Here is a 17,998-nt window from a genome sequence, read left to right as displayed (position 1 = left end):
CACCGAACATTGCTTTGCGGCAGGGCCTGCTTTTCACGCCATTTTGTCGCAGATTGCCACAATCATGGTCACTCTTGCGTGTTGTCAGTGTGCGACTCTTTTCCCGGGACTAAGCTGAAGTTTCTGTGGCACAACGCACGGATGGCTGGACAAAAAGCGAGGATAAGGTAACACTAAGATCAGACACACAGCGCATGTCCTGATCAATACCGGGAAGTTTCACCCACGTCACCGAGATATTTATCATGAAGACCTCGTATTTTGCGCTTGCTGTGATAGGGATGGGGCCATTCGCGCTGGGCGCAACGGCCCAGGCCGCCGATGGCGCGGGCAGTGCCGCATCCAGTAACGTTGCCGTGTACGGCGTGCTCGACGCGGGCATCGTTGCCGAACGGGGCTGTGCCGCCAATTGCGCCGGCAGCAAGGTGTCCGGCGGCGTCGCGTCCGGCTCGCGCCTGGGGCTGCAGGGCCGTGAAGCGCTGGGCAATGACGTGTCCGCCGTATTTGCCCTGGAAGCGGGCGTGCAGAACGACACGGGCCAGTCGGAAGACGGCCGTCTGTTCGGCCGCCAGGCTTACGTGGGCCTCGACAGCCGCCTGGGCGCGCTGACTCTGGGGCGCCAGTACAACCTGCAATACCTGGCGCTCACCGATGTGGCCGACCCGTTCAAGGGCGGCATGGCCGGCAGCGCCAGCAACTTGGCCGGCTACAGCGTGAAACGCTACGACAATACCGTCAAATACGTGTCGCCTGCCTTGCGCGGCGTGTCCGCCAGCGCCATCTACAGTTTTGGCGAGTCGCCGTACAGCAGCGCCAACAACCGCGCGTATGGCGCCACCCTCGGCTATTCGGCCGGTGCCGTGAATCTCAGTGTGTCGCACCAGCGCAAGAACAACTTCATCCTCGCCTCCGGCACCTTGCCCGCCATCGACATGTCGTCGCGTAACACCCTGATCGCGGCAAATGTCGACCTGAAAGTGGCCACCGCCTTTGCCGCCGTGGGCGTGAACAAGGGCTATGGCAGCTCGCCGTGGGACCCCAGCAATGCGTACAGCTCGCTGGCCCTGTCGATGTCGTCCTCGGACAGCCGCGACACCTTGCTGGGCGTGTCCGTGCCCGCGGGCGGCTTCAAGCTGCTGGCGTCCTGGGTGCGCAAGGATGACCGCGACCTGGCCAACCGCGACGCCACGCAGGTCGCCGTCGGCCTTACGTATTCGCTGTCAAAACGTAGCGATTTCTACGCGTCCTACGCGAAGATCCACAACAAGAACGGCGCCCGCTACACGGTGGGCAATGCCAGCGATGCGGGACGCGGCGACGCCGCTTTTAATATGGGCTTCCGTCACGGCTTCTGAGCAGCAGCGGTTGATGGCGCAGGGCAGCCAGCTCCCAGCCACTTGCCGTTGCTCGTCACATTCACCTGTTCCGGCGTGCCGCGCGCGCTGGTGGTCACCGCCAGCTGCATGCTGAACGCCTGGTCGCCCGTGAACATGACCTGGCCTTCGCCGCTCGATTTCGGCTTCGTGCAGCTGAATGACACGTGCATGCCGCCCGCGATGTCGCTGTTCTTCGAGGTGCAGTCGCCGGGCTGGCCCGTGGGAATCTGCTTGCGCGCGGCCATGTCCGGCGTCACGCACGCCGTCACGCGCACGGCGCCGTCGGCGCCCACGGTGGGCATGGCCATGCCGCGGCTGGCGGCCATGCTTTCCAGCTGTTTGCGTTGATCGGGAGGAAGGTTGCCCAGTTGCTGCAGCACCATGGACATGGCGTTGTCGGTGGCGGCGTCGGGCGAGGCCATCTTGCTGTCGACTTGCCACAGGCCCGGCTTGATGGTGGCTGCCTGCGAGGCGGCCATGACATTGGCGTGGGCGCCCAAGGCGGCGCAGGCCAGCAGGGTCAGGCGTAGCAGGGATCGTTTCATGTTGGCATCTCCAAAAAAGGCAGACCCCAGCATACGGCATGGCAAGCGGGGCACGCTTGCCATTGTGTTACAAACTGTGATCGGGCTCGATGCGGCGCACGTCCACGCAGGTGATGCGGCGCTCGTCCGCTTCGACGATTTCATAACGCAGATCATCGAGCTCCAGCACTTCGCCCACGGCCGGCATGTTTTCGAAGTGCGCCAGCAGGAAGCCGGCCAGCGAGTTGTAGTCGCCGTCTTCGCTGACCAGGGACTCCGTCTCGAAGACTTGCTCCAGGTAATGCAGGTCGGTGGCGCCATCGATGCGCCAGTGGCCTGGGCCCAGCACCTCCACGTCGGGCAGCTCGTCCTCGTCGGGGAATTCGCCGGCGATGGCTTCGAGGATGTCGATCGGCGTGAGCACGCCTTGCACGGTGCCGAACTCGTCGACCACCAGCACCAGTTGGCCACGCGAGCGCTTCAGGGTTTCCATGGCTTTCAGCACGCCGGCCGCTTCCGGCACGACGACGGCTTCGCGCATGCTGGCCGGGTCGATCTTGCCATGCGAGACGAGGTCTTCGATCAGGTCCTTGCTGCGCGCGATGCCGGCCACATTGTCCAGGTCATCATTGCAGACAGGAATCATGCTGTGCGGTGTGTCGCGCAGCAGTTGCAGCATCTTCTCGCTGCTGTCGTTCAGGTTGACCCACGAGACGTCGCCGCGCGGCGTCATCACGGAGCGGATCGAGCGTTCGGCCAGGGTCAGCACGCCGCTGACCATGTTGCGCTCTTCCACGCCAAAGGCGGAGACATCGGGCATTGCCTTGACTTCATGCTCTTCGACGGCTTCGCGGCCCTTGCGCCCGCCCAGCAGGCTCAGTACGGCTTGCGCCGTGCGGTCGCGCAGCGGCGCGTTCGACTGCAGCTTGAGGAAGTTGCGGCGCGCCAGCTGATTGAAGAACTCGATGACAATCGAGAAGCCGATGGCGGCGTACAGGTAGCCTTTCGGAATGTGGAAGCCCAGGCCTTCGGCCACCAGGGAGAGGCCAATCATCAGCAGGAAGCTCAGACACAGCACCACGACGGTGGGGTGGGCGTTGACGAAGCGCGTCAGCACCTTCGAGGCGAGCATCATGACGACGATGGAAATGACGACAGCCGCCATCATCACGTACAGGTTGTCCACCATGCCGACGGCCGTGATGACGGCGTCGAGCGAAAAGACGGCGTCGAGCACGACGATCTGCGCCACGACCAGGCCGAAGCCGGCGTAGACTTTCGGGCCCGTCTGGGCATGCGTGACGCCTTCGAGGCGCTCATGCAGCTCGGTGGTGGCCTTGAACAGCAGGAACAGGCCGCCGACGAGCAGGATCAGGTCGCGCCCGGAAAACGAGAATGTCCCTAGGGAAAACAATGGCGTGGTCAGGGTGACCAGCCAGGAAATCAGCGAGAGCAGGCCCAGGCGCATGACAAGGGCCAGGGTCAGGCCCAGCACGCGCGCCTTGTCGCGCTGGTGCGGCGGCAGCTTTTCCGCCAGGATGGCGATGAAGATCAGGTTGTCGATACCCAGTACGATTTCCAGTACGACCAGCGTCAGCAGGCCGACCCAGATTGTCGGGTCAAATAACCATTCCATGTGTGTAACCTTGTAAAGTCAATCAATATAAAGCGTGCCCGGCGGCGTATTGCCCCGGGCCTGAATGCGCTGCGTGCTGCGGTGTCAGTGGCGGACGCGCGGCGGCCGGGTGGCCTGCCGCGCGTCCGCCTCGGCAAGTGCCCCCGGTCCCGCCTGCCAAATGATGGCGCAAAACGGCGCCCCTTGGCGCGAGGTCGGGTATAGCGTGATGGGGTCGTTGTCGCATTCGTCGGCGTCGCAGTTGTCACCGGGCAAATCCGCATGGGCGCCGGGGTCAAGGCAATCGGTGACGAAGGCAGGCGTGGCGGTAGTGCCGGCCGCGATTGCATGCTGGAATGGGGAAGGACTGGCGTAAGCCATGCTGGCGAACGCCTGGGGCAAGGCGATGAAAACAAAAAGGCAGAGCAGGACGAGAGCTCGTCTCATATACAGGCAGATAGTTCTGGAACCGTGCAGTATAACACGGGCATATAACAGCTTGATGACAGGGACTTGCGTAACTGATAAGTATGCCGTAAATTGTGAGAGCAATGATTTCCCTGGGCAGCGAAGACGCAGCGCGGGTCCATGGCAATTCTTGCGTTCGTATTCCATTGCGCCCGCTTTTGCGCTCGTCTAATAACGTAGTGTTACCAGGATTCTGACTTGAAACCTATTACCGCCCTCTTGCTTGCCGCCGGCATCCTCTCGCCGTCGTTCATCCTGGCCGCCACCCCGGTGGAAGCCGCACCGACCCAGAAAACCGGCAAGGCCGCACCGAATCGCGGCGCCGCCGTCAAGGTCACGTCCGTCGAAGGCATCACCGAATACCGGCTGAGCAATGGCTTGCGCGTGCTGTTGTTCCCCGATGCCAGCAAGCCGACGCTGACCACCAACATCGTCTACCTGGTCGGTTCGCGCCATGAAAACTATGGCGAAACGGGCATGGCCCACTTGCTCGAACACCTGCTGTTCAAGCCCAGCGCCAACTTCGGCGTCAGGAAGGGCACGAAAACCCCCGTCGAGATCCTGAATTCGACGGGCGCGCAGTTCAACGGCACCACCTGGTACGACCGCACCAATTACTACGCCACCTTCCCCGCCAACGACGACAACCTGCGCCAGATGCTGGCCATGGAAGCGGACCGCATGGTCAACGCCGCCATCGACCAGAACGACCTGTGGAATCCCGTCACGAAAAAAGGCGAAATGACCGTCGTGCGCAACGAGTTCGAAATGGGCGAGAGCGACCCGATCGGCGTGACCAGCGAACGCATCCAGGCCATCGCCTACGACTGGCACAACTATGGCAAGTCGACCATCGGCGCCCGCTCCGACATCGAACAGGTGAACATTCCCCGTTTGCGCGCGTTTTATCATAAATATTATCAGCCGGATAACGCCGTGCTGATGGTGGCGGGCCGCTTCGATGAAGCCAAGGTCTTGAAACAGATCAATGACCTGTTTGGCAAGATCCCGAAACCCACGCGCGTGATCGAACCCACCTACACGGCCGAGCCCGTGCAAGATGGCGAGCGCGCCGTGACGGTGCGCCGCAGCGGCGGCACGCAGTTCGTCGGCGCCGGCTACCACGTGGCGCCGTCCGGTAACCCGGACGCCGTCGCCATCGAGGTGCTCGGCCACGTGCTGACGGACGCACCGGCCGGCCGCCTGCACAAGGCGCTGGTGGAAACCAAGCTGGCCAGCAAGATCGAATACAACTCCGTGAGCAACCTGGAGCCGGGCTACAACCTGTTCGGCGCGCTGGTGCCCGTCGATGGCAACCTGGATGCGGCGCAAGCGGCCATGCTGAAAGTGCTGGAAGAGTTGAAATCGCAGCCGATCACGGAGGCGGAAGTGGCGCGCGTCAAGCAGCAACTGAACAAGCAGGTGGAACTGATCACCTCGAACACGGCGCGCATGACGATCGCCCTGACGGAGTCCCTGGCGGCCGGCGACTGGCGTTTGTTCTTCCTGCAGCGCGACCAGCTGGAAAAACTGACGACGGCGCAGGTGCAGGCGGCGGCCGAGAAATACCTGAAGAGCTCGAACCGCACCCTGGGCCGTTTCATCCCCACCGATGCGCCGGACCGCACCGTCGTGCCGGCCTATGCCGACGTGGCGCCGCAACTGGCCGGCTACACGGGACGCGCCGTGGTGGCGCAGGGCGAGATGTTCGACCCGAGCCCCGAGAATATCGAAGCGCGTACCCAGCGCTTCACCTTGCCGAACGGCTTGAAGGGGGCCTTGCTGCCGAAGAAAACCAAGGGCAGCACCGTCAGCGTCGTGCTGAAATTGCAGATCGGCAGCGAAGAGAGCTTGCGCGGCAAGGGGCAAGTGGGCAGCTACACGGCCAATCTGTTGTCGCGCGGCACGGATAAACTGTCGCGCCAGGAAGTGAAGGACAAATTCGACCAGCTGGGCACGCAAGTGGCCATTTCCGGCGACGCCGAGGGCGTGACCGCCATGCTGACGGGCAAACGCGAGAATTTGCCGGCCGCCATGGACCTGCTGGCGCAAGTGTTGCAAAAGCCGGCCCTGAACGAAACGGAATTCCTGGAATTGCAGCGCGAGCAGGTCGGCCGCGCGGAGCAGGAATTGCCTGAACCGCAGCCGCAGGCCGTGAACGCCTTCCGCCGCCTGCTCGACGCCACGCCGCCAGGCCATGTGCGCCATATCGGCACCTTGCCGGAAGAACTGGCGCAATGGAAAGCCATCAAGGTGGCCGATGTGAAAGCCTTCCATGGCGCCTACTATGGCGCGTCGAACGCCACCTTTACCGCCGTGGGCGACTTCGACCCGGCCGCGCTGAAGGCGCAGGTGGCCAGCCTGTACGGCAACTGGAAGGCGCAGCAGCCGTATGTGCGCATTCCCGACGCCGTCAAGCCCGTCAGCGGCGAGAAAGTCACGCTGGAAACGCCGGACAAGGCCAACAGCGTGCTGTTTGCCTTCCAGCCGATTGCGCTCAAGGATGATGCGTCCGGCTATCCGGCGCTGGTGATCGCCAACCACATGCTCGGTGGCGGCGCCTTGCGCAGCCGCCTGGCCGACCGCATCCGCCAGAAGGAAGGCCTGTCGTACGGCGTCGGCTCGCAAGTGAGCATCCCGTCGCGCGAGCCGGCCGGCTTCTGGTTTGCCTACGCCATCAGCGCGCCGCAAAACACGGCCAAGGTGGAAGCGGCCCTGCGCGAGGAAATCGCCAGGGCGCTGGCCGACGGCTACACGGAAGCGGAACTGGCCGAGGCGAAGAAGGGCTGGCTGCAATCACAGGAAGTGGGCCGCACGCAGGATAGCGGCCTGGCGCGGGAACTGGCCGGCTACCTGGCGCAAGACCGCACCATGGCCTACGACAAGGACCTGGAAACGAAAGTGGCAGCATTGACCCTGGCGCAAGTGAACCAGGGCTTGCGCGAGTACCTGAAGCCATCGGCCGTGTCGATCGTGACGGCGGGCGATTTTGCCAAGGTGGCGAAAGAGGGCGAAAGCGGCGCCAAGGCAACGACGTCGAAATAATCCGTTTTACATAGAAAAAACCCGCTGGCAAGTCACCTTGCCAGCGGGTTTTTTATTGATGCGTGTCAACTTAGCGTGGTGCTAATTCTGCAACATAGATTTCCACGCGGCGGTTGCGTGCGCGTCCGGCCGCATCCGCATTCGAGGCGATCGGCTCGCGGGCGCCGCGGCCTTCCGTGACGACGCGCGTTGGCGACACGCCGCGCATGGCCAGGTAGTCGCGCGTGTGGGCCGCGCGTTCCACCGACAGCGGTTCGTTGATGGAAGCGCTGCCCGTGCTGTCCGTATGGCCGATGATGCTGACCGTGGTGTTCGGGTTTTCATTCAGGGTGGCGGCAAAACGGTCGAGAATGGGGCGGAAGTTGCCCTTGATGTCGGCGCGGTTGGTGTCGAAGGAAATATCGCTTGGAATTTCCATTTTCAGGCGGTTATCGGCCGTCTGCGACACTTGCACGCCCGTACCCTGTGTCGCTTGTTCCATCGCGCGCTTCTGGTTTTCCATGCGGTTCGACCAGATATTGCCGACCACGGCGCCAGCTGCCGCACCGAGCAGGGCGCCGCCGGCCGTGCGGCCGCCGCTGCCGCCGCCGGTGGTGCCGCCGATCAAGGCGCCCAGGCCCGCGCCGATGCCGGCGCCCGTGGCCGTGCCACGTTGCGTCGAGGACATATCCGCGCAGCCAGTGGCGGCCAGCGCGAGGACCAGCATGCCGATCAGGGATTTGGCGCCAGGGCCGTTTTTGAATGCTTTCATGGATTTTCTCCTTGTTTTGTTATTGGGACATACCCAGGACTACCCGTACACGTTACTGCAAAATGAAGCTGCTTGCCAGTGCGTGCCCACTGTCGGTAAATGGCGGCAAAAGAGCGGCGCCCGTTTGCACGCGCGCCGCTCTTGTCAGGCCAGGCTAACGGCCTGGGCTATAAACCGCGCCCGCTGATCAGGCGCAACAGGATCATGATGACCGCGACTACCAGCAGGATGTGGATGAAGCCGCCAATGGTATAGGAAGTTACCAGGCCCAGCAGCCAAAGAATAATGAGTACGACGGCGATTGTATACAACATGATATGTCCTCCGAGAGTAATGTGTGGATGACGGCGACTGCCTTGCCCTTGCGGGCGCTGGCGCGTGGCGCCGTCATCGGTTTTTTGTCATTGCGCGGCGATTGGGTCGCTGAACGCTGATGCCATGACTAAGTGTCTACTTTGTTTCGCTTGAGTTCTGTACGCTGTCGTACACAAGGATCAACTATCGGGACCGGTCAGCGTGGTCGTCTGCCATGCCCGGTATCCAGGCCAGCATGCCGGCCATGCCGACGGCGCCCGCCAGGCAGCTGACCATGCCGCCCGTCAACAGCAGCATCACGCCGAACACGGGGGCGCTCGCTTGCAATGGCGCCAGGTCCAGCGCGCAGAAACCCAGCGCGGTGGCCAGAATGCCGGCCCCGATAAAGCCGAGCCAGATCCGCTTACCGCCTGCCTTGTCGTTTTCCATCGCAGCTCCTTGAAGATATTCGTTGAACTTTCCTGAGTGCATCATCTCGCGGGACGGCGTACTCATCTGTACGCCAACGAACATTGCCAAAAAGAAAACGCCCGGACGGGCCGGGCGTGTGTTCGATTTGCCACGCATGGCGGCAGCGATACCGCCGCGGTTCGCTTAGCCGATGGCGCGCAAGCCGCCGTTGACGACGCGCACACGGTCGCCCTGGCGCCAGTTCGGCGCGGCGCTCTGGTGCACGGTGCGCGTCTTGCCGTTGTCGAGGCGTACGACGATGTTGTAGCTGCGCGTGGCGCGCACGCTGCCTTCGATCTGGTTGCCGGCCACGGCACCGCCAACGGCGCCCAGCACGGTGGCCAGCTGCTTGCCGTGGCCGCCGCCCACCTGGTTGCCCAGCAAGCCGCCGACGACGGCGCCGCCGGCCGCGCCCACGCCGCTGCCTTCGGCGCGCGTATTGACTTCATGGATGGCTTCGATCACACCACAATTGCTGCACACCTGCGGCGCCGGGGCGGCCGCATATTCTTGCTGTGGTTGCTGCTGTGGCTGCGGCTGGCGCACGGGTTGCTGCTGTTGCTGCGGCGGCAGGGCGGCCAGCGCTTGCGCGCCGGCAGGCTGCAAGTTCGCTTGCGGCTGGTTCGCCTGCAAGCTGGCCAGCTGTTCGGCCGACGTGCTGGCCGCCAGTGGCTGGGCATCGCGCTGGGACGAGGGCAGCCAGCCCATCAGGGCCGCCGTGCCCACGCCGCAAAACAGCAGGACGGCGACGGCGGCGGCAAGCACCAGCGGATGGAGGGATTTGGTGGTGGTAGTCATGGAGAGCTCCTTGGTTTTTTTGAAATAATGAAATGGGTAGTGCGTGTTATCCGTGCATGCAGCCAGTGTGCTGTGCCGCGTGCCCCGCTTCCGTGCGTCACCGTACATACAGGGACGGTACTGCGCCGTAGGCTAAGTAAAAATTATGTCGAGTTGTAACGACACCAAGGAAAAGCAATGCCACCAACGAACGCCAGCATGACCCTGTCCCGCGATGCAGGCCGATCCGGCCTGGGCACGCCTGCGGGCGCGCTTGATGCCGGTAACCGCTTGCTGGCCAGCCTGCCCGAGCACGACTTGCGGCACCTGACGGCGCTGTTCGATAGCGTCACGGTCGAGGTGGGCGAGGTGCTGTACGAACCGGGCCAGCATATCGGTCACATCTATTTCCCCGGCGACTGCCTGATCTCGCTGCTGGCCGTGGCGGAAGGCCGGATGACCCTGGAAGTGGGTTCCGTCGGCCGCGAAGGCGTGCTGGGCGCTTCCGTCGCGCTGGGCCATGACTTGGCGCAAGTGCGTGCCGTGGTGCAACGTTCCGGTACGGCCAGCCGCATCGGGCGGGCCGAGTTCTGCGCCGAGTTCGCCCAGCTCGATTCCCTGCAGCGCCTGCTGTACCGCTACACGGACACCTTGCTGGCGCAAGCCATCCAGATTGCCGTGTGCAGCCGCTTTCACGTGCTCGAGGCGCGCCTGGCCCGTTCGCTGCTGATCACGCGCGACCGCCTGCAGTCGGAAAAATTTCACCTGACGCATGAATTCCTCGCCCATACCCTGGGCGTGCGGCGGGTCGGCGTGACCAAGGCGGCCAGCGCGCTGCAACAGCAAAAACTGATTACCTACAGCCGCGGCAATATCGAAATCCTCGATTCGGCCGGTCTGGAAGCCGTTTCCTGCCGCTGCTATGCGCTGGTCAAGGACAGCGGCGCCATCGGCATGGCCAACGTCTTCGTCTGATTTTCCTCATCTGTGTGCCGCGGACGCAAAAAAGCGGGGTGGGCGCCTGGGCACCCACCCCGCTTTCTTGAGCGCCAATTACTTCGGCTTGACCTGGTTACCGATCACGCCGCCGACTGCGGCACCGCCGACAGCGCCGACAGCGCTGCCGCCGGTCAGCACGGAGCCGGCAACGGCGCCGATACCAGCGCCGATGGCCGTGTTTTTATCCTGGCCCGACATATTCGCGCAAGCGGTCAAGCTCAGCAGCAGAGCGACAACGGAAGTGGTAGCGGCGATTTTTTTAATGATTTGCATGATAGTTCTCCTATGAATTCGGACCTCGTGGCGCCGGCCTGGCAGGGGGCCGGTGGAATTTCGTATCGCCACGTCTTGGGTGTTTCAGGCACGATCACAGAATAGGATTGTGACAAGGCAGGGTCTGTTCGGCAACGCACATAGGGCTGTAACAATTGTAATCGTGCACGGCCAAGTGTGACTCACCGGCTTTTGCGCGGTGTCTTGCCCGGTTTCGGCGCCACCGGCTTGATGCGCGCCTGGGCCAGCAGGGCTGCGCATTCGCTGTTCTCGCCGGGACCGGCATTCACCAGCGGGAGCAGCGCCGCCACGGGCGCCACCACGGCCAGCGCCAGGGCGCCGCCGGCGCGCAGGGCCAGCACGCCCTTGTCGACGCTCACGTCGGGCTTGCTGAAGGTGCCCCGCACATACAGGGGCGAGCGCAGCGAAAAGATGCGCAAGCCCTTGCTGTCCGGCTGCAAGGTCAGGTCCAGCTGCTCGTTGGCCAGGTTCACCGTGCCGTCGATATGCAGCACGGCATCGTCCGTGTCGACGAGGAACTGGCGCGTGCGCATCAGCCCCTTGGTGACGACGAAATCGGCGGCCATGCAGTTCAGCTTGACCTGCTTGTCGCCCACCAGCTTGGTCAGCACGATACTGCCGATATTCAAGCCCATTTCTTCCAGCAGCAGCTTGCTGATGCTGCCCCGGTCGATCAGCGCGCGCACTTCGCCGTTTGAACCGCCCAGCAGGCTGGCGACGGAATTGCCCGTGGCCGACAGCGAAGCGTCGCCATTGATTTCGCCCACGCTGGCCTGCAGGGCCGGCAGGCGGGGAAACAGTTGCTGGATGTGCAGATGGCGGGCGCTGGCCTTGAGTTCGGCCGCGATGCCGTTGGCGATGACCTTGCCGCTGCCGTCCAGCTTGATCTGCGACGTCAGGGTGCCGCCCGCCACGTTGAAGTTGAGCGGCGTCAGGGACAGCACGCCATCCGTCAGTACCAGATGCGTGTCGAGCTTGCTGATCGGCAACTCGGCGTCACGCGTGATTTTATCGGCCGTGTAGCGCACGTCGGCATCCAGGCTGGTCCAGCGCTCCGTCTTGAAGGTTTCCACCGGCAGCACGCGGCCGGCCGGCTGCGTCGACGGCACGCCACGCTCCTTCTTGCTGGCGCTGGAATCGGCGCCCACCAGCGGACCCAGGTCGGAAAATTGCAGCAGGCGCGAGTGGACTTCACCCGTCAGGCGCTTGCGCGGCTTGCTGGCGGAAAACGCCAGCTTGCCGCTGATGTCGCTGGAACCCACCTTGCCGCTGAACTGGTCGTACACCCATTCGCCGCCGCGCGGCGCCAGCGTGCCCGTCAAATGGCCTTCCGTGCTGAAGTGTGGCGTTTCCGGCAGCAACACGCCCGTCAAGGGATACAGGCGCGCCATGCTGGGCCCGGATATTTTCAGGCGCACGTCGAGCGCGGCCAGGTCCGCCGGGCGCGTCAGCGTGCCTTCGATGGCCACGCTGCTGCCGCTTGCGCGCATGTCGGCCTGGATGGGGAAGGGCGTGCCTTGCTGCTGCAGCGACAGCACGCCGCCCGCCTTGCCGCCGCCCTGGACGCTTTCGCCGCGGTATTTTCCCGACAGCTTCCAGGCGATGCCGTAGCGCGCATCGTCCGCGATGGTGTCGACGTCGGCGCGCATCGCCGTGTGCGTGACAGCATCGTCCAAGGTCACGCTGCCCTTGCTGAAGACCACGCTTTGCAGTTCCAGCTGCCAAGGCGACGGCTGCTTCTGCTTGTCGAAGGTCCAGTTGTTCTTGCCATCCTTGTTGCGCAACAAGCGCACCTGCGGCGTGTCGAAGCGCAATTGCGGGATGATGATTTTCTTGCCCAGCAGGGCCAGGGGATTGAGTGTGAACGCCAGCTGGCTCACGCTGGCCAGCTGCGCCTGCTCATCCGTTCCTGCCATGGCGCTTGGGTTGCCCAGGCGCACGTCCTTGGCCTGCAAGTGCGGCCACGGCAGGTAGGCGCGCCAGCCTTGTTGCCCCGCCGTCGATGGCTGTTGCCATGTCAGCGACAGGTCGCCCGCGATGGCGAAGGGCCGGCCCAGCGCTTCGCTGGCGCGCGCATTGAGCCAGGGCTTGGCGCGGTTCCAGTCCATATTGAGCAGGACGACGGTGGCGACGACGGGTAATGCGATAAGTACGGTAGCACTGGCGAGGGCGATTTTCTGGCGGCGTGACAGTTGCATGGGGGACTATTCTTTCTGGACAAGTAGACACGATGCTACAGGAATCGCTACAAAGCCGGGCCCGTTTCTCGCTTTTACGGCCCGGCACGTGCGCTGGCGCACGTTGCCCATGCAAGTATTGTCGATTTCTTACTCTATGTGCGGCACCGAACGGATATGTGGGGAGCAAGAGCCTATAACGTCATACATCAAACGCAGTTCCTGATTCCAGATGTACCGACGTTGATACCTACCGCTTAACATTCTCCAGGAGAAAAAAAATGACAAACCGAGATTTCATCAAAACCCCCGTGACCGCTCTGGCCGCCTGCCTCACCGCCGTTGTTCTGATGACGGGCTGTTCCAGCCTGAAAACGCCAGCCACGGCCGATGTCGCCGTGTCGCGCGCCGCCGTCGATAATGCCGCCAGCGCCGGCGCCGCCGAGCTGGCGCCCGATGAAATGCGTTCGGCCCGCGAAAAAATGCGCATGGCTAACCAAGCCTTGAAAGACCACGACTACAAACTGGCGCGCGACCTGGCCGACCAGGCGCAAGCCGATGCCAAGCTGGCGCAAAGCAAGGCCAACTCGGCCAAGGCCACCAGCGCCGCCGATGAAATCAACGAGAACATCCGCGTCATGCGCGAAGAACTCGACCGTGCCAATCAGCAAGCTCCAAAACAATAATCAACAACAATAACTAATAACAGGATTCCATCATGAAAAAAGCCACTTACACCACGATTCCCGGCCTGCTGGCCATGGCCGCTCTTGTTGCCGCCTGCAGCTCCGCACCGACCACCACCAGCCTGCTTGACCAGACGCGCGGCGACTACATGGCGGCGCAATCGAACCCGCTGGTATCGACCTATGCGCCACGCGAATTCCGCGAAGCCAGCGCTGCGCTGGAAGCGGCAAACGCGGCCGCCACGCGCCAGGATGATAGCGAAAAAGTCGACAAGCTGGCCTATCTGGCCAAGCAAAAGATAGCCACGGCGCAAGAAGTCGCCAAGCAGAAAGCCGCGGAAGCCGATGTCGCCAACGCCGGCAAGCAGCGCGATCAATTGCGCCTCGATGCGCGCACGCAGCAGGCTGACCAGGCCACGGCCCGCGCCCAGTCGGCGCAAGCGGATGCGCAAGCGGCCAAGGCCCAGGCGCAAGCGGCCGAAGCGTCGGCCCGCGATGCGCAAGCCCGCGCCGCCGGACTCGAAGCGCAACTGGCCGACCTGGCCGCCAAGAAAACCGAACGCGGCATGGTCATCACCCTGGGTGACGTGCTGTTTGGCACGGACAAGGCGAACTTGACGGCCGATGGCGTGAATACGGCGCGCAAGCTGGCCGACGTACTGAAAAACAACCCGCAGCGCACCGTGCTGATCGAAGGTTTTACGGATAGCACGGGCGGCTCCGCGCATAACCTGGAACTGTCGCAACGCCGCGCCGAATCCGTGCGCAATGCATTGCTGGAACAAGGCATCGGCCGCGACCGCATCGCCACGAAAGGCTACGGCGCCGCCTATCCGGCCGCCGGCAATGACAGCGCGGCGAATCGCCAGCTGAATCGCCGTGTGGAAATCGTCTTGTCCGAAGATAACACGGCCATTCCCGCCCGCCGCTAAGCCGCGTCAGTTGACGCGGCAGTAGAAAGGCAGCACCGGCCGAAGGTTGGCCGGTGGATACCCATGCAAGACTTGAAAGGAAACATCATGACCCAAACATCTGTTGAGATTCCAGCTGGTATCGACACGGCCGCCATCCGCGCGGCCGCCAAAAACCTGGACGACGGCGCCGTGACGGCCGGCTACCAGGGCGATCGCCAGGAGTTGATCACCCTGCTGAATGGGGCGCTGGCCACCGAACTGGTGTGTATTGCGCGCTACAAGCGCCATTACTACACCGTGAGTGGGCGCGACAATGGCACCATCAAGGCCGAGTTCCTGGAACATGCGCAGCAGGAGCAGGAACACGCCGACTGGCTGGCCGAACGCATCGTGCAATTGAATGGCAAGCCAGATTTTAATCCGGCAACATTGCTTGCACGTAGCCATGCCGAGTATGATGACTCCGAAGACGTGCAAAGCATGGTGCGTGCCAATCTGATCGCGGAACGGGTGGCGATCGAGTCGTATCGCCAGATGATCGTCAAAATCGGCGACAAAGACCCGACCACGCGCCATTTGTTGATCAAAATCATGGCTGTCGAAGAAGAGCACGCCGATGATATGCGCGATCTAATGGAATAGTGTTTTTGAGTAAAGTAGGTATAGTAACTACATTCATCCACAGCTAAGGAGCTAAACCATGTTGGAAAACAATATCACCACCGTCAATAACGATGTTAAAACCCTGGTCAAGGATGCGCAAGCCCTGTTCAGCGCCGCTGCCGCCCTGACCGGCGAAAAAGCCGATGAAGTGCGCGTCAAGGGCATGAAAACCCTGGACGCCGCCCTGGCCAAGGCGCACGAAGCGCAAGCGTCTGCCATCGTTGCCACCAAGCAGCTCGCCTCCCAGGCGGACGGTTATGTCAAGGAAAATCCATGGCGCACGGTGGCCGTCGCCGCTGGCGTCGGCGTGCTGGTCGGCTTCATCCTGGGCCGCAAGTAATCCACTGTCAGGAGCGATATGGACAAGTCTGCTTCGTCTCACCAGGGGCCGGGATTGATCGGCTCGGTCGCCGGCCTGGCCAAGAATGCCGTCGGACTGATGTTGTCGCGGCTGGAACTGGCCACCATCGAACTGTCGGAAGTGCGCAATCACATGCTGCAGCTGGTGGTCATTTTCGCGCTGGCGACGGTGGCGGGCTTGTTTGCCATCGCTTACGGCAGCGTGCTGATCGTTTTCCTGGCCTGGGATAGCCTGGGCTGGAAGATCCTGGCGATCATGACGGTCGTGTTCGTACTGCTGGCCATCGCGCTGGTCATGTATGCGCGCGCCATGCTGAGTCAAGGAAAGTTGTCCATGCCCGCCACCATGGCGGAATTGAAGGCCGACCGCGACATGCTGATGTAAGAGCCTATTCCAGTAGTGAGCGTCATCTGCTGGTAGTTCATCAGGAGCGCGGACAAGGCGTGAGGAGGACGCGTGGCGAGCCACGCGACGACGATCAACGCAGTCCCCGCTTCTGAGGGGCGCCAACAGGGGATGTATTCATCTACTGGGATAGGCTCTCAGCTGCCTTACGAGGAGAATTCATGTCGGAAAACGACAAACCGGCGGCGCAAGCCGCCCGCAAGCGCATGCTGATCGCCCAGGGTGAAATGTATCGCGTCGGCATCGTGCATGCGCGCGCCAACGTAGGCTATGCATTGCGTCCCGAATCGCTGTTGCAGGGCGTGGTCGAGACGGCGGTCGGTTTTGCCGGCCACCGCGTCGAGTCCTTGCTGGCGCCGGGCGGCATGCGTTTGCAAGGCGCCATGCCCTACGTGCTGACGGCGCTATCGTTCATCGGTCGCAAGAAGCTGGTCAAGCCGGCCCTGGTCCTCGTGGCCGTGGCCGCCGTTGCCGCCAGCTGGCTGCGCCGCAAGCGCTGAACGCCAGCCATGTTGCACAGGAACGCCGTCATCGACGGCGTTTTTTTTTGCCCGCACCCAAGGTCCGACTTTTTTTTGCCCGCACCCAAGGTCCGACGCGCACCGACGCAATCCCTTACAATGATACCCGCCGCATTCCGCGCGGCGGACAGAGGGGCCATCTTGATGACGCATTCGAAGACACCGATCAATCAGTTAAATCCCTCGCGCCTGCGCATCGTGCTGGTACTGCAGGGCGGCGGCGCACTGGGTGCCTACCAGGCCGGCGTCTACCACGCGCTGCACGAACATGGTCTGGCGCCCGACTGGGTGGTGGGCACCTCGATCGGCGCCATCAATGCCGCCATTTTGGCCGGCAACAAGCACGAGGACAGGCTGGTGCGGTTGAAACAGTTCTGGCAGCGCGTGGCGCACCGCGACAGCGTCGACATGAATATGATTTCTGATCAGCAGCGCCGCTCGAACATCTGGCTGGCCACGCTCGATACGGTGCTGCGCGGCGTGCCCGGCTTCTTCAAGCCGCGCACCTTCAGCCTGTTTCCCGCCGGAATCGCCGTGAAACCGGAGGAAGCCAGCTTCTACGATACGGGCGAGCTGGCCAGCACGCTGGAGGAACTGGTCGATTTCGATTACCTGAACCAGCCGGGCGGCATGCGCCTGACGGTCAACGCGCTGCGCGTCAAATGCGGCAGCCTCGTCAGTTTCGACAGCCAGCAGCAAGCGCTGACGGCCGAGCATATCCGCGCCAGCGGCGCCTTGCCGCCCGGCTTTGCCGGTGTGCGCGTCGATGGCGATTTATATTGGGATGGCGGCCTGTACTCGAACACGCCGCTGGAAACCGTGCTCGACGACACGCCCCACGTCGACACCCTCGTCTTCATGGTGGATTTATGGAGTTCGGAAGGCCCGGAACCGACCACCCTCGATGAAGTGCAGACGCGGCAAAAGGACGTCACCTTCGCCTCGCGCTCGAAACGGCATATCGAAGATTACGTCAACACGCATACCTTGCAGCACAAATTGCGCGAACTGTACGCCAAGCTGCCCGACAGCGCGCACAACCGCCAGCAGACGGAAGAGCTGGTAGCGCTGGGCTGCGACAGCACCATGCACATCGTGCGCTTGCCGTACGCGGGGCGCGACTGGCACATGGCGGCCAAGGATATCAATTTTTCCAAGGGCTCCATCGAATGGCGCTGGGAGCAGGGCTACCAGGACGCCTTGCGCGCCATCAAGGCGGCCGGCTGGCTGGCCTTTGTCACGGAAGACACGCCGCTGGTGGTGCACGAACTTCCCCCATACGAACGCGACGCAGCCTGATCAGGCTGCGTCGCAACGGCACGGCGCATCACTGCGGATGCGCCGCCTCGCGCAGTTTTTCCGCGTTCGCCATGTCTTGCCGGTAAGTATCTTGCGCATCCTTCAGGCAGCTGGCCCGCGTGGCGGAGGGTTCTGAACGGCAGGCTTTTTTGGCCTCGGCCAGGGCTGCGGCGATTTCCTTACGCAAGGTGCGCAGCTGGGCTTGCGCCGTGCTGTCTTCCTGGTACCAGCGTTGCGGGTCGCCCGGTTGCGGTGTGGCCGTCTGGGCCAGTGCCAGTGGCGCCAGGCTGCAGGCGAACAGGGTGGCCAAGAGTGTCTTGTGGATAGTCATGATATTTCCTCCTTGAAATAGAAAAGG

General features: G+C 62.9%; 20 protein-coding genes. 10 read left to right on the top strand and 10 right to left on the bottom strand.

Translation table 11 applies throughout. The features are described 5' to 3' along the window. Positions 1–245 precede the first annotated feature (245 nt). On the top strand, positions 246–1,355 hold the full coding sequence (locus KY494_RS08815) for a porin (RefSeq protein ID WP_219890649.1): 1,110 nt from the start codon (positions 246–248) through the stop codon (positions 1,353–1,355). Here KY494_RS08815 and KY494_RS08810 read toward each other — a convergent pair. From KY494_RS08810 to KY494_RS08800, 3 genes are all read right to left on the bottom strand, one after another. Further along, positions 1,343–1,921: a DUF3617 domain-containing protein gene (locus KY494_RS08810; RefSeq protein WP_219890648.1), complete on the bottom strand. Its 579-nt coding sequence runs from the start codon at positions 1,919–1,921 to the stop codon at positions 1,343–1,345. The two genes, KY494_RS08815 and KY494_RS08810, sit on opposite strands and share 13 nt — an antisense overlap. Before the next feature lie 67 nt (positions 1,922–1,988). Beyond that, the gene (locus KY494_RS08805) at positions 1,989–3,536 is read right to left on the bottom strand and encodes a TerC family protein (protein WP_219135700.1); all 1,548 of its coding nucleotides are present in this window, start codon (positions 3,534–3,536) and stop codon (positions 1,989–1,991) included. Between the two features lie 84 nt (positions 3,537–3,620). After that, the gene (locus KY494_RS08800; protein WP_219135699.1) at positions 3,621–3,896 is read right to left on the bottom strand and encodes a hypothetical protein; all 276 of its coding nucleotides are present in this window, start codon (positions 3,894–3,896) and stop codon (positions 3,621–3,623) included. A gap of 285 nt (positions 3,897–4,181) precedes the next feature. On the opposite strand from KY494_RS08800, the gene KY494_RS08795 reads away from it, so the two are divergent. After that, the gene (locus tag KY494_RS08795) at positions 4,182–7,028 is read left to right on the top strand and encodes a pitrilysin family protein (protein WP_219890647.1); all 2,847 of its coding nucleotides are present in this window, start codon (positions 4,182–4,184) and stop codon (positions 7,026–7,028) included. 70 nt (positions 7,029–7,098) lie between these two features. On the opposite strand, the gene KY494_RS08790 is transcribed toward KY494_RS08795, so the two are convergent. The 4 genes from KY494_RS08790 to KY494_RS08775 all read right to left on the bottom strand — a co-directional run bounded on the left by KY494_RS08790 (position 7,099) and on the right by KY494_RS08775 (position 9,342). Then, positions 7,099–7,779: an OmpA family protein gene (locus KY494_RS08790; RefSeq protein WP_219890646.1), complete on the bottom strand. Its 681-nt coding sequence runs from the start codon at positions 7,777–7,779 to the stop codon at positions 7,099–7,101. A 167-nt stretch (positions 7,780–7,946) separates the two neighbouring features. Further along, positions 7,947–8,093 (bottom strand): lmo0937 family membrane protein, encoded by a 147-nt coding sequence (locus KY494_RS08785; RefSeq protein WP_121670992.1) that lies wholly within the window; start codon positions 8,091–8,093, stop codon positions 7,947–7,949. A gap of 184 nt (positions 8,094–8,277) precedes the next feature. After that, a complete protein-coding gene (locus tag KY494_RS08780; protein WP_219890645.1) occupies positions 8,278–8,523 on the bottom strand; it encodes a hypothetical protein in 246 nt (81 codons plus the stop codon). A gap of 165 nt (positions 8,524–8,688) precedes the next feature. Continuing rightward, positions 8,689–9,342, bottom strand: a complete 654-nt coding sequence (locus tag KY494_RS08775) for a glycine zipper 2TM domain-containing protein (RefSeq protein ID WP_219890644.1) — start codon at positions 9,340–9,342, stop codon at positions 8,689–8,691. 177 nt (positions 9,343–9,519) lie between these two features. Here KY494_RS08775 and KY494_RS08770 point away from each other — a divergent pair, with 177 nt between their 5' ends. After that, on the top strand, positions 9,520–10,296 hold the full coding sequence (locus tag KY494_RS08770; protein WP_257572218.1) for a Crp/Fnr family transcriptional regulator: 777 nt from the start codon (positions 9,520–9,522) through the stop codon (positions 10,294–10,296). 78 nt (positions 10,297–10,374) lie between these two features. Here the strand turns inward: KY494_RS08770 and KY494_RS08765 are convergent, their stop codons facing one another. Both KY494_RS08765 and KY494_RS08760 read right to left on the bottom strand, forming a co-directional pair. Then, on the bottom strand, positions 10,375–10,593 hold the full coding sequence (locus KY494_RS08765) for a glycine zipper 2TM domain-containing protein (RefSeq protein WP_219135694.1): 219 nt from the start codon (positions 10,591–10,593) through the stop codon (positions 10,375–10,377). 182 nt (positions 10,594–10,775) lie between these two features. Continuing rightward, positions 10,776–12,812: an AsmA family protein gene (locus KY494_RS08760; protein WP_219890643.1), complete on the bottom strand. Its 2,037-nt coding sequence runs from the start codon at positions 12,810–12,812 to the stop codon at positions 10,776–10,778. A gap of 260 nt (positions 12,813–13,072) precedes the next feature. Between KY494_RS08760 and KY494_RS08755 the strand changes: the two genes are divergently transcribed. The 7 genes from KY494_RS08755 to KY494_RS08725 all read left to right on the top strand — a co-directional run bounded on the left by KY494_RS08755 (position 13,073) and on the right by KY494_RS08725 (position 17,640). Continuing rightward, positions 13,073–13,477, top strand: a complete 405-nt coding sequence (locus KY494_RS08755; protein ID WP_219135692.1) for a DUF4398 domain-containing protein — start codon at positions 13,073–13,075, stop codon at positions 13,475–13,477. Positions 13,478–13,509: 32 nt separating this feature from the next. After that, positions 13,510–14,409, top strand: coding sequence for an OmpA family protein (locus KY494_RS08750; protein WP_219135691.1), 900 nt, complete (start codon positions 13,510–13,512; stop codon positions 14,407–14,409). An 87-nt stretch (positions 14,410–14,496) separates the two neighbouring features. Next, the gene (locus tag KY494_RS08745) at positions 14,497–15,033 is read left to right on the top strand and encodes a ferritin-like domain-containing protein (protein WP_070224913.1); all 537 of its coding nucleotides are present in this window, start codon (positions 14,497–14,499) and stop codon (positions 15,031–15,033) included. Between the two features lie 58 nt (positions 15,034–15,091). Then, on the top strand, positions 15,092–15,394 hold the full coding sequence (locus KY494_RS08740; protein ID WP_034786336.1) for a YqjD family protein: 303 nt from the start codon (positions 15,092–15,094) through the stop codon (positions 15,392–15,394). Between the two features lie 18 nt (positions 15,395–15,412). After that, positions 15,413–15,799, top strand: coding sequence for a phage holin family protein (locus KY494_RS08735; protein WP_219135690.1), 387 nt, complete (start codon positions 15,413–15,415; stop codon positions 15,797–15,799). A gap of 182 nt (positions 15,800–15,981) precedes the next feature. Next, positions 15,982–16,320: a hypothetical protein gene (locus tag KY494_RS08730; protein ID WP_219890642.1), complete on the top strand. Its 339-nt coding sequence runs from the start codon at positions 15,982–15,984 to the stop codon at positions 16,318–16,320. A 165-nt stretch (positions 16,321–16,485) separates the two neighbouring features. Then, positions 16,486–17,640 (top strand): patatin-like phospholipase family protein, encoded by a 1,155-nt coding sequence (locus KY494_RS08725; protein WP_219135688.1) that lies wholly within the window; start codon positions 16,486–16,488, stop codon positions 17,638–17,640. Between the two features lie 28 nt (positions 17,641–17,668). On the opposite strand, the gene KY494_RS08720 is transcribed toward KY494_RS08725, so the two are convergent. Further along, positions 17,669–17,971, bottom strand: a complete 303-nt coding sequence (locus KY494_RS08720) for a hypothetical protein (RefSeq protein WP_219890641.1) — start codon at positions 17,969–17,971, stop codon at positions 17,669–17,671. Between the last annotated feature and the right edge of the window lie 27 nt (positions 17,972–17,998).

It is taken from the genome of Janthinobacterium sp. PAMC25594 (genome assembly GCF_019443505.1).
Lineage (GTDB): Bacteria > Pseudomonadota > Gammaproteobacteria > Burkholderiales > Burkholderiaceae_D > Janthinobacterium.
Note: the sequence above shows the minus strand (reverse complement) of the source record. Positions and strands in the feature narration are given on the sequence as shown.

Excerpts from the sequence above, each read along its gene's own strand:
- KY494_RS08805 (WP_219135700.1), bottom strand. The coding sequence starts at position 3,536 with ATGGAATGGTTATTTGACCCGACAATCTGGGTCGGCCTGCTGACGCTG.
- KY494_RS08765 (WP_219135694.1), bottom strand. The coding sequence starts at position 10,593 with ATGCAAATCATTAAAAAAATCGCCGCTACCACTTCCGTTGTCGCTCTG.
- KY494_RS08815 (WP_219890649.1), top strand. The coding sequence starts at position 246 with ATGAAGACCTCGTATTTTGCGCTTGCTGTGATAGGGATGGGGCCATTC.
- KY494_RS08785 (WP_121670992.1), bottom strand. The coding sequence starts at position 8,093 with ATGTTGTATACAATCGCCGTCGTACTCATTATTCTTTGGCTGCTGGGC.
- KY494_RS08735 (WP_219135690.1), top strand. The coding sequence starts at position 15,413 with ATGGACAAGTCTGCTTCGTCTCACCAGGGGCCGGGATTGATCGGCTCG.
- KY494_RS08800 (WP_219135699.1), bottom strand. The coding sequence starts at position 3,896 with ATGGCTTACGCCAGTCCTTCCCCATTCCAGCATGCAATCGCGGCCGGC.
- KY494_RS08770 (WP_257572218.1), top strand. The coding sequence starts at position 9,520 with ATGCCACCAACGAACGCCAGCATGACCCTGTCCCGCGATGCAGGCCGA.
- KY494_RS08725 (WP_219135688.1), top strand. The coding sequence starts at position 16,486 with ATGACGCATTCGAAGACACCGATCAATCAGTTAAATCCCTCGCGCCTG.
- KY494_RS08790 (WP_219890646.1), bottom strand. The coding sequence starts at position 7,779 with ATGAAAGCATTCAAAAACGGCCCTGGCGCCAAATCCCTGATCGGCATG.
- KY494_RS08740 (WP_034786336.1), top strand. The coding sequence starts at position 15,092 with ATGTTGGAAAACAATATCACCACCGTCAATAACGATGTTAAAACCCTG.
- KY494_RS08750 (WP_219135691.1), top strand. The coding sequence starts at position 13,510 with ATGAAAAAAGCCACTTACACCACGATTCCCGGCCTGCTGGCCATGGCC.
- KY494_RS08760 (WP_219890643.1), bottom strand. The coding sequence starts at position 12,812 with ATGCAACTGTCACGCCGCCAGAAAATCGCCCTCGCCAGTGCTACCGTA.
- KY494_RS08780 (WP_219890645.1), bottom strand. The coding sequence starts at position 8,523 with ATGGAAAACGACAAGGCAGGCGGTAAGCGGATCTGGCTCGGCTTTATC.
- KY494_RS08720 (WP_219890641.1), bottom strand. The coding sequence starts at position 17,971 with ATGACTATCCACAAGACACTCTTGGCCACCCTGTTCGCCTGCAGCCTG.
- KY494_RS08745 (WP_070224913.1), top strand. The coding sequence starts at position 14,497 with ATGACCCAAACATCTGTTGAGATTCCAGCTGGTATCGACACGGCCGCC.
- KY494_RS08755 (WP_219135692.1), top strand. The coding sequence starts at position 13,073 with ATGACAAACCGAGATTTCATCAAAACCCCCGTGACCGCTCTGGCCGCC.
- KY494_RS08810 (WP_219890648.1), bottom strand. The coding sequence starts at position 1,921 with ATGAAACGATCCCTGCTACGCCTGACCCTGCTGGCCTGCGCCGCCTTG.
- KY494_RS08775 (WP_219890644.1), bottom strand. The coding sequence starts at position 9,342 with ATGACTACCACCACCAAATCCCTCCATCCGCTGGTGCTTGCCGCCGCC.
- KY494_RS08730 (WP_219890642.1), top strand. The coding sequence starts at position 15,982 with ATGTCGGAAAACGACAAACCGGCGGCGCAAGCCGCCCGCAAGCGCATG.